This is a genomic window from Streptomyces sp. NPDC006197, from assembly GCF_040613865.1.
In the GTDB taxonomy this organism is placed as follows: Bacteria; Actinomycetota; Actinomycetes; order Streptomycetales; family Streptomycetaceae; genus Streptomyces.
Genome location: NZ_JBEXSZ010000216.1, coordinates 1 through 10,133, shown reverse-complemented (window position 1 = coordinate 10,133; position 10,133 = coordinate 1). Strand labels below are relative to the sequence as shown.

Annotated in this window: 8 protein-coding genes and 1 pseudogene; all 9 read left to right on the top strand. The window is 70.9% G+C overall.

Annotated elements, in window-relative coordinates; genetic code table 11:
• Nucleotides 1-923 (top strand): hypothetical protein (locus ABZ318_RS37445; protein ID WP_356906889.1); only part of this gene is annotated, 923 nt, incomplete at its 5' end.
• 116 nt (nt 924-1,039) lie between these two features.
• Nucleotides 1,040-2,260 (top strand): amidohydrolase, encoded by a 1,221-nt coding sequence (locus ABZ318_RS37440; RefSeq protein WP_356906888.1) that lies wholly within the window; start codon nt 1,040-1,042, stop codon nt 2,258-2,260.
• Nucleotides 2,261-2,571: 311 nt separating this feature from the next.
• Nucleotides 2,572-3,636 (top strand): BMP family ABC transporter substrate-binding protein, encoded by a 1,065-nt coding sequence (locus ABZ318_RS37435; RefSeq protein WP_356906887.1) that lies wholly within the window; start codon nt 2,572-2,574, stop codon nt 3,634-3,636.
• 195 nt (nt 3,637-3,831) lie between these two features.
• Nucleotides 3,832-5,469 (top strand): ABC transporter ATP-binding protein, encoded by a 1,638-nt coding sequence (locus ABZ318_RS37430; RefSeq protein WP_356906890.1) that lies wholly within the window; start codon nt 3,832-3,834, stop codon nt 5,467-5,469.
• Nucleotides 5,466-6,581 carry an ABC transporter permease gene (locus tag ABZ318_RS37425; RefSeq protein ID WP_356906886.1) on the top strand — a complete coding sequence of 372 codons (1,116 nt, stop codon included), beginning with the start codon at nt 5,466-5,468 and terminating at the stop codon, nt 6,579-6,581. The genes ABZ318_RS37430 and ABZ318_RS37425 overlap by 4 nt, the downstream gene beginning before the upstream one ends.
• Nucleotides 6,578-7,840 carry an ABC transporter permease gene (locus ABZ318_RS37420; protein WP_356906885.1) on the top strand — a complete coding sequence of 421 codons (1,263 nt, stop codon included), beginning with the start codon at nt 6,578-6,580 and terminating at the stop codon, nt 7,838-7,840. The genes ABZ318_RS37425 and ABZ318_RS37420 overlap by 4 nt, the downstream gene beginning before the upstream one ends.
• On the top strand, nt 7,837-8,232 hold the full coding sequence (locus ABZ318_RS37415) for a cytidine deaminase (RefSeq protein ID WP_356906884.1): 396 nt from the start codon (nt 7,837-7,839) through the stop codon (nt 8,230-8,232). The genes ABZ318_RS37420 and ABZ318_RS37415 overlap by 4 nt, the downstream gene beginning before the upstream one ends.
• An 82-nt stretch (nt 8,233-8,314) precedes the next feature.
• Nucleotides 8,315-9,592 (top strand): thymidine phosphorylase, encoded by a 1,278-nt coding sequence (locus tag ABZ318_RS37410; protein ID WP_356906883.1) that lies wholly within the window; start codon nt 8,315-8,317, stop codon nt 9,590-9,592.
• A 112-nt stretch (nt 9,593-9,704) separates the two neighbouring features.
• Nucleotides 9,705-9,920: pseudogene (locus ABZ318_RS37405) on the top strand (Uma2 family endonuclease); the annotation flags it as partial.
• Between the last annotated feature and the right edge of the window lie 213 nt (nt 9,921-10,133).

Here is a 10,133-nt window from a genome sequence, read left to right as displayed (position 1 = left end):
GCCGGATGGCGCAGCTGGCCCGCGACCAGGGCCTCACCGTCCGCTGGCAGGAGGCCCGCGGCGGCCGGGGCGCGCTCGTCCGCACCCTGCGCGAGCTCGCCGGGCCGCTGCGCGCGGCGGAGCGGGTGATCATCGGGGACCCGTTCTCCCGGTACGTCCAGCTGCTCCTGACCCTCTTCGCCCCCCGGCACCTGACGGTGGTCGACGACGGCACCGCGACCATGGAGTTCGCCGCCCAGCTCGGCCGCGGCGAGCGCCTGGTGCGCTGGCACCGCAAGGGCGGCCTCGGCCCCCGCGAGCTGGTCCTCGCCCCGGTCACGACCCTCGCCCGGCGGCGGCTCGCCCCCGCCGGGAGCCGCACGGTCGAGATCTTCACCTCGCTGCCCGTGGAGGCCCCGCCGGGCGTCACGGTCACCGAGAACGCGTACGCCTGGACCCGGAGCGCCTTCGGACCGCCGCTGCTCACCGGCGGCGCGGACCTGGTCGGCACCTCGCTGGTCGAGACGGGCGTCGTCGACGCCCACCACTACGCGCGCGTGGTGGACGAGCTGGCCCGCGCCCACGGAGCCACCCGCTACTTCGCCCACCGCAGGGAGAGCGCGGAGAAGCTGCACCGGATCGCGGTCGAGACGGGCCTCCAGGTGGTCCGGCCCGATCTGCCCCTGGAACTGGTAGCCCGACGCGGGCCCATCGGGCGTACGGTCGTCAGTTTCCCGTCCACGGTCGTGCACACCCTGCCGCTGGCCCTCGCCGGCACGGGGGTGAAGGTCGCCGTCGTCGAGATAGCGCCCGAGTGGCTGCGGGCGACCGCCTCACCGCGCGCGCAGGGTTTTCTGGCGGGTGTGGCGGGCACCGCGGCCCATGAGGTCGACCGGCTCACCACGCGTGTGACGCATCACACGGACCGGCTCGAATTCGGCTGAGCGTACCCACTGGGAGTGAGGTTCATACCTGGGAAACCGAGATTCTTTCCCCTAAGGGGCTGAAATTCTCGTGATCAACGGGCAGTTGACCTCTCCGCGGGCCTACCCTTCAAAGGGTGAACCAGTTGAAGTCCCGTGAGCCAGGCTCCGTCACCCTGCCCGGAACGCTGTCCGAACCCCTGCGCGCCGAACTCGTCGCCTTCCGCAGGGACTTGCACATGCACCCCGAGCTCGGGAACCAGGAGTTCCGTACGACCGCCGCGCTCAAGGCCCGCCTGGAGGTGGCCGGCCTCGTGCCGAAGGTCCTGCCGGGCGGCACCGGACTCTTCTGTGACATCGGCAGCCGGGCCGTCGGCCGGTCCATGCTCGCGATCCGCGCGGATCTCGACGCCCTGCCCATCCCCGACGTCAAGACCGTCGCCTACCGCTCCACCGTGGCCAACCGCGCCCACGCCTGCGGACACGACGTCCACACCACCACCGTCCTCGGCGCGGGACTCGTCCTCGCCGAGCTCGACCGCCAGGGCCTCCTGCCGAACGCCGTGCGGCTGATCTTCCAGCCCGCCGAGGAGGTCCTGCCCGGCGGCGCCGCCGACGTCGTCGAGGCCGGGATCCTGGACGGCGTCGGCCGGATCATCGCCGTCCACTGCGACCCCCGGGTCGACGCCGGGAAGATCGGGCTCCGGGCGGGCCCCATCACCTCCGCCTGCGACCGCCTGGAGATCACCCTCGACGGCCCCGGCGGCCACACCGCCCGCCCGCACCTCACCACCGACCTCGTCACCGCCGCCGCCCGGGTCGCCACCGACGTCCCCGCCGTCCTCGCCCGCCGCGTCGACGCCCGCTCGGGCCTCTCCGTCACCTGGGGCCGCATCGAGGCCGGCCACGCGCCCAACGTCATCCCGCAGCACGCCGAGCTCTCCGGCACCGTCCGCTGCCTCGACCTGCCCGCCTGGCGGGACGCGCCCGACCTGGTGCACGCCGCGATCGACGAGGTCGCCGCCCTGCACCGGGCCAAGTCGACCGTCACCTACGTCCGCGGCGTCCCCCCGGTCGTCAACGACCCGGCCGTCGCCGAGCTGCTCCGCGACGCGATGACGGCCCGCCGCGGACCGTACGCGATCGAGGACACCGAGCAGAGCCTCGGCGGCGAGGACTTCTCCTGGTACCTGGAGCACGTCCCCGGCGCCATGGCCCGCCTCGGCGTCCGCACCCCCGGCGACACCCGGGTCCGCGACCTGCACGCCGGCGACTTCGACGTGGACGAGCGGTGCATCGAGTCCGGCGTGGAGCTCTTCACGGCCGCGGCCCTCCTCGACGCCATGCCCCAGGGCTGACCCCGGCCGGACGGCGGGGAGGCGCACCGGGCGGGCGGCCGGTTCGCCTGGTCGCCCGTCCGGCCCACCGCCGTCCCACGGTCGGCCCAGCGCCCGGCGCGTCGCCTCCCGACCCCTGTTCGGACGTCCGCCCCCGGCGGTATAACCGGCGGTACCGGGCCGAACGCCCCCGGTCGCCTCGACTGGCCGGTTCGCGACGATCCGATAACGACTCATGAACGGGTCTTTAACTGACATCTACGCGCGTTACGATCGCCGCGAAACCAGCGCCGGAAGAGGCGCTTTCGGTCAGTCTTGAAGGGACCCTCCTCTTGCGCCGGATCACCAGGATCACGACCGTGGGCATCGCCTCCGCGGCGCTCGCCCTGTCCGTCACCGCGTGTGGCAAGTCGTCCAACGACTCGGGTTCGAGCTCCAGCTCGACCTCCGGCTCGAAGGCCGTCAAGGCCGCCATCGCGTACGACATCGGCGGCCGTGGCGACCAGTCCTTCAACGACGCCGCCTACGCCGGCCTGAAGAAGGCCGAGGACGAGCTCGGTGTCAAGGGTGCCGAGGCCGAGCCGTCGCAGGGCGAGAGCGACGCCGACAAGGTCGCGCGCCTCACCTCGCTGGCCCGCGCCGGCAACAACCCGGTCATCGGCGTCGGCTTCTCCTACGCCCCGGCCATCGAGAAGGTCGCCAAGGCCTACCCGAAGACCACCTTCGGCCTCATCGACGACACGTCGAAGACCGGCCCGAACATCGCCAACCTCGTCTTCAACGAGGAGCAGGGCTCCTACCTGGCCGGCGTCGCCGCCGCCAAGGCGTCCAAGTCCGGCACGGTCGGCTTCATCGGCGGCGTCGAGGTCCCGCTGATCAAGAAGTTCGAGGCGGGCTTCACGCAGGGCGTCAAGGCCACCAACCCCAAGGCGAAGGTGCTCGTCCAGTACCTGACCCAGCCGCCGAACTTCGACGGCTTCTCCAAGCCCGACCTCGGCAAGGCCGCCGCGCAGGGCCAGCTCGACAAGGGCGCCGACGTGATCTACGCCGCCGCCGGTCTGGCCGGCTCCGGCGCCATCGAGGCCGCCTCCGCCGCGGGCAAGTGGGCCATCGGCGTCGACTCCGACCAGTACAACCAGGCGGGTCTGGCCTCGTACAAGAACCAGATCCTGACCTCGGTCACCAAGGACGTCTCGGGTTCCGTCTTCAACCTGATCAAGTCGGTCAAGGACGGCAAGCCGCAGACCGGTGAGGTCCGCTACGGCCTCGCCGCGAACGGCGTCGGCCTGGCCGACTCCAACCCGGCGTACAAGAAGATGACGGACCTCATCGCCGCGGTGGACAAGGCGAAGAAGGACATCGTCGACGGCAAGATCACGGTCAAGACCGCTCCGTAAGGACACCCAGGTCACGACCTGAGCCGAGGGCCCGGGATCCGGTGGCACCCCCACCGGATCCCGGGCCCCGGCCCCATTCCCGTACAGGTTTTCATTTTTCGGCAGCGCTACGCGTGTAGATGTCTCCCTGGCACGATAACTTCGCCCCGCCCTGCCCTCCCCGCTCCCACTCCTTCCGGCCAAGGAGAGTGCGTCATCAACGCGTCCAGCCCCCCTGCCGTAGAACTGCACGGCATCACCAAGCGTTTCCCCGGCGTCGTCGCCAACAAGGACATCGCCATCACGGTCCGCAAGGGCACCGTGCACGCCCTCATCGGCGAGAACGGTGCCGGCAAGTCGACCCTCATGAAGATCCTCTACGGCATGCAGAAGCCGGACGAGGGCACCATCGCGGTCGACGGCGAGCAGGTCACCTTCTCCACCCCCGGTGACGCCATCGCCCGCGGCATCGGCATGGTGCACCAGCACTTCATGCTCGCCGACAACCTCACCGTCCTGGAGAACGTCGTCCTCGGCGGCGAGAAGCTCTACGGCATCGGCGCCAAGGCGCGGAAGAAGATCCAGGAGATCTCCGACGCCTACGGCCTCGGGGTCCGCCCCGACGCGCTCGTCGAGGACCTCGGCGTCGCCGAGCGGCAGCGCGTGGAGATCCTCAAGGTCCTCTACCGCGGCGCGAAGATCCTCATCCTCGACGAGCCGACCGCCGTCCTGGTCCCGCAGGAGGTCGACGCGCTCTTCGACAACCTGCGCGAGCTCAAGTCCGAGGGCCTCACCGTCATCTTCATCTCGCACAAGCTGGGCGAGGTCCTGAAGGTCGCCGACGACATCACCGTCATCCGCCGGGGCACCACGGTCGGCACCGCCGACCCGAAGACCGCCACCACCAAGCAGCTCGCCGAGCTGATGGTCGGCAGCGAGCTGCCCTCGCCGGAGACCCGCGAGTCGACGGTCACGGACGTTCCGATGCTCCAGGTCGAGGGCCTGACCCTGACCGAGGCTGGCGCCGCCGCGGCCGCCCCGCTCACCACCGCCGCCCCGCCGGACCCGTCCGGCGCGGTCGCCGTCCAGGAGATCGGCGCGGGCCGCAAGCTCCTCGACGACATCTCGCTCACCATCCACAAGGGCGAGATCCTCGGCATCGCCGGTGTCGAGGGCAACGGCCAGACCGAGCTCATCGAGGCCCTGATGGGCATGGCCGCCCCCGACGCGGGCGTCATCACCCTCGACGGCGAGGACATCTCCAAGGTCTCCGTGCGCAAGCGCCGCGAGGGCGGCATCGGCTACATCCCCGAGGACCGCCACCGCCACGGCCTGCTCCTGGAGGCCCCCCTCTGGGAGAACCGCATCCTCGGCCACGTCACCGAGGCCCCCAACTCCAAGCGCGGCGTCCTCGACCCGAAGGCCGCCCGCAAGGACACCGAGCGGATCGTGCGCGAGTACGACGTCCGCACCCCCGGCATCGACGTCACGGCGGCCTCCCTCTCCGGCGGCAACCAGCAGAAGCTGATCGTCGGCCGCGAGATGAGCCACAACCCGAAGTTCCTGATCGCCGCCCACCCCACCCGCGGTGTGGACGTCGGCGCGCAGGCGCAGATCTGGGACGCGATCCGGGACGCCCGCCGCGCGGGCCTCGCGGTGCTGCTGATCTCCGCCGACCTCGACGAGCTGATCGGCCTGTCCGACACGCTCCGGGTCATGTACCGCGGCAAGCTGGTCGCCGACGCCGACCCCGCCACCATCACGCCCGAGCAGCTGGGCTCCGCCATGACCGGCGCAGCCACCGGCCGCCTCGAAGGCACCGAAGAGCAGTCCGAAGACGGTGACGCCCGATGATGAAAATCGACAAGGACAAGCTGATCATCGGGGCCGCCGGCCCCGTGCTCGCTCTGGTCACCTCCTTCGTGCTCACCGTCCTGGTGCTGCTCGCGACGGGCCTCGACCCGATCGAGCCGATCCGCCTGATGATCGAGAACGCCGAGTTCTCCGACACCCAGGTGCTGATCGTCAACCAGACCGGGATCTACTACCTGGCGGCCCTGGCCGTGGCCATCGGCTTCCGGATGAACCTCTTCAACATCGGCGTCGACGGCCAGTACCGCCTCGCGGCGATGCTCTCCGCCGTGGTCGGTGCCGCCGTCGAGCTGCCCGGTCCGCTGCACATCCTGCTCATCGTGGTCGTCGCGATGGCGACCGGTGCCTTCTGGGCCGGTATCGCGGGCATCCTCAAGACCACCCGGGGCGTCTCCGAGGTCGTCTCCACGATCATGCTGAACGCCATCACCACCTCCCTGGTGGCCTGGCTGATCCTGCCGAAGAACTTCGGCGTCCAGCCCGCCGGCTCCAACGACCTCACCACCGGTCAGATCGCCGAGTCCGGCTGGTTCCCCGGCATCGACATGGGCGAGGGCGGCCAGATCTACGGCTTCACCTTCGTCGCGCTCGCGCTCGGCGTCGTCTACTGGTTCGTCCTCAACCGCACCCGCTTCGGCTTCGACCTGCGGGCCACCGGCGAGAGCGAGTCCGCGGCCCAGGCCAGCGGCGTCGACGCCAAGAAGATGATCCTCACCTCGATGCTGATCTCCGGCGGCCTCGCCGGCCTGTCCGGCATGCCGATCCTGCTCGGCGAGTCGCACACGTACAGCCTCGCCTTCCCGGTCGGCGTCGGCTTCACGGCCATCACCGTCGCCCTGCTCGGCCGCAACCACCCGGTCGGCATCCTCTTCTCGGCCCTCCTCTTCGCGTTCCTCGACAAGGCGTCCTCGACGCTGGACGTCGAGGGCTACCCGAAGGAGATCACGCAGATCATGCAGGGCATCATCGTGATCGCCGTGGTCGTCTCCTACGAGCTCGTCCGCCGTTACGGCCTCCGCCGCCAGCAGCAGAAGGTCGGCGAGGAGCTCGCCGCCGGCGGCGCCATCAAGACCGACAAGGAGGTGGCGGCATGAGCACCGGCACCGTTGCCAAGCCGAGCGCCGCGCCCAAGAAGGCCGGCCGCCGCAAGCTGACCTGGCCCTGGATCCTGCTGATCGTCGCGGCCGGCCTCGTGCTCTTCTCGCTGGTCCGGGTCGTCTCCGGAGCCGACGACCTCACCTCCGTCGGCCAGGTCTCTGGCGCGCTCCAGCTCGCCGTGCCGATCGGCATGGCCGGCCTCGGCGGTCTGTGGTCCGAGCGCGCGGGCGTCGTCAACATCGGTCTCGAGGGCATGATGGTCCTCGGCACCTGGTTCGGCGCCTGGGCCGGCTACCAGTGGGGCCCGTGGACGGGTGTCGTCGTCGGCATCCTCGGCGGCGCGCTCGGCGGTCTGCTGCACGCGATCATCACCGTCACGTTCAACGTGAACCACATCGTCTCCGGTGTGGCCATCAACATCCTGGCGGTCGGCTTCACCCAGTACCTGTCGAACTTCACCTTCGACAAGGCCGAGGGCGGCTCCTCCAAGCAGTCCCCGCGCATCGACCCGATCACCGACATCACCATCCCCGGGCTCTCCGACGGCCTGGTCGACCTCCAGCAGAAGCACTGGTTCCTGATCTCGGACCTCGCCGGCATCCTCGGCGGCCTGGTCACCCACCTGTCGCTGCTGACGATCGTGGCCGTCCTGCTCATCCCGGCCACCTGGTGGGTGCTCTGGCGCACGGCCTTCGGCCTGCGGCTGCGCTCCTGCGGCGAGAACCCGGTCGCGGCCGAGTCCCTCGGCGTCAACGTCTACAAGTACAAGTACATCGCCGTCGCCGTCTCCGGCGCCCTCGCCGGCCTCGGCGGCGCCTTCCTGGCGATCGTCTCCACCGGCATCTACCAGGAGGGCCAGACCGGCGGCCGCGGCTACATCGGTCTCGCCGCGATGATCTTCGGCAACTGGATGCCCGGCGGCATGGCCATGGGCGCCGGCCTCTTCGGCTTCACCGACAGCCTCAAGCTGCGCGGCGGCGCCGAGAACGTCCACGCCCTGCTGCTGCTCGTCGCGGTGCTCCTGGTGATCGCCGCGCTGTGGCAGCTGTACAAGAAGAAGTACGTGGTCGCCGTCATCGCGGCGGCCTTCTCCGCGGCCTTCTTCCTCTGGTACGGCCTGACCGACGAGGTCCCGAGCCAGTTCGTCGACGCCGCCCCGTACATCACCACCCTGCTGGTGCTCGCCCTCTCGGCGCAGCGCCTGCGGATGCCGAAGGCGGACGGCCTGCCCTACCGGAAGGGCCAGGGCAAGTGACGCCGGCGCCCGACTGGGACCTCCTCCGGGAGACCGCCCGCGAGGCGATGTCCCACGCGTACGCCCCGTACTCGGGCTACCCGGTCGGCGCGGCGGCCCTCGTGGACGACGGGCGGGTGATCTCCGGCTGCAACGTGGAGAACGCCTCCTTCGGCCTCGGCCTGTGCGCCGAATGCGGGCTCGTCTCGCAGCTCCAGGCCACCGGCGGCGGGCGCCTGACGCACTTCGTGTGCGTGGACGGCCGGGGCGAGTCCCTGGTCCCGTGCGGGCGCTGCCGACAGCTCCTGTACGAGTTCGGCGGCTCCGAGCTCGTCCTGGAGACCCCGGCGGGGTTCCTGACCCTCGCCGAGATGCTTCCGCAGGCCTTCGGTCCGGACCACCTCGTCAAGTAACACCTCGGAGCGACCCTTCCGGCACGATGGGAGGGTCGCTCCCCTTTCCTCCCCCCTCTATGCGCGTAGAAAGAGGCACACCATGGACGTCATCTCCGTCATCCGCACCAAGCGGGACAAGGGCGAGCTGAGCCCCGAGCAGATCGACTGGGTCATCGACGCGTACACCCGCGGTGTGGTCGCCGACGAGCAGATGTCCGCCCTGGCCATGGCCATCCTGCTGAACGGCATGAACCGCACGGAGATCGCCCGCTGGACCGCCGCCATGATCGCGTCCGGCGAGCGCATGAACTTCGACGCGCTCTCCCGCCCCACCGCCGACAAGCACTCCACCGGCGGCGTCGGCGACAAGATCACCCTGCCGCTCGCCCCGCTCGTGGCGGCCTGCGGCGCGGCCGTGCCGCAGCTCTCCGGCCGCGGCCTCGGCCACACCGGCGGCACGCTCGACAAGCTGGAGTCCATCCCCGGCTGGCGCGCGCTGCTCTCCAACGAGGAGATGCTGCACGTCCTCGACACCACGGGCGCGGTCATCTGCGCGGCGGGCGACGGCCTGGCTCCGGCGGACAAGAAGCTGTACGCGCTCCGCGACGTCACGGGCACGGTCGAGGCCATCCCGCTCATCGCCTCCTCGATCATGTCGAAGAAGATCGCCGAGGGCACCGGCTCGCTCGTCCTGGACGTCAAGGTCGGCACCGGCGCCTTCATGAAGAACATCGAGGACGCGCGCGAGCTGGCGCGGACGATGGTCGGTCTCGGCACCGACAGCGGCGTGAAGACCGTCGCGCTGCTCACCGACATGTCCACCCCGCTGGGCCTCACCGCCGGCAACGCCCTGGAGGTCCGCGAGTCGGTCGAGGTCCTCGCCGGCGGCGGCCCGAAGGACGTCGTCGACCTGACGATCGCCCTCGCGGCCGAGATGCTGGCCGCCGCCGGCATCAAGGACGCCGACCCGGCGAAGGCCCTCAAGGACGGCTCGGCGATGGACGTCTGGCGCCGGATGATCGCGGCCCAGGGCGGCGACCCCGACGCGACCCTGCCGGTCGCCCGCGAGCAGCACGTCGTCACGGCCCCGTCGACCGGTGTCCTCACCCGCCTCGACGCGTACGACGTCGGCATCGCCGCCTGGCGCCTGGGCGCGGGCCGCGCCCGCAAGGAGGACCCGGTGCAGGCGGGCGCCGGCGTCGAGCTCCACGCGAAGCCGGGCGACACGGTGACGGCGGGCCAGCCGCTGCTGACCCTCCACACGGACACCCCGGAGAAGTTCGACTACGCCCTGAAGTCCCTGACGGAGGCGTGGGACATCGCGCCGGAGGGCACGGCCTTCACCCCGAACCCGATCGTCCTGGACCGCATCGCGTAGGGCGGCATATTCCTCTGACACCTTCGGGCGAGCGGGGCCGGTGGACCCCCACCGGCCCCGTTCGGCATGCTGGGATCGGTGACGACCGAATGAGGAGCACACCGCGAGCACCGACCGGATCACGAAGGCAGCCGGATACGCCGAGGCCGGCGTGCCGCTCTACCTCCTCATCGATCGGCACGCACCCGGCGGGCCCACCGTGACTCTCTACGGTGAGCCGAAGGGAGACGTCTACCGCGTGCTCCGCGCGGTCCCGTTCGGCGAGGAGATCCACCTCCCCGCCCCCTTCGACCTCACCCTCGACACCGCCGAGTTCCCCCTCACGTGAACGGCGGTGCCCGGTCACGCCTCTGGCGATGAGTTCCGGGCACGCCGACGGTCAGAGGGGTGTGGACACCAGTCAACCGCTCGTCGTGACCCTGCCCGCCCGCCCCACCCGGGAGGACGTCGCCCGGCTCTGCTCGCCACGGGCTCCCTCCTGACCTGGTCCCTCACCCGCGACGACGACCCGCCGGGCGGCGGGGCGGGCGGCAGCGGGTCG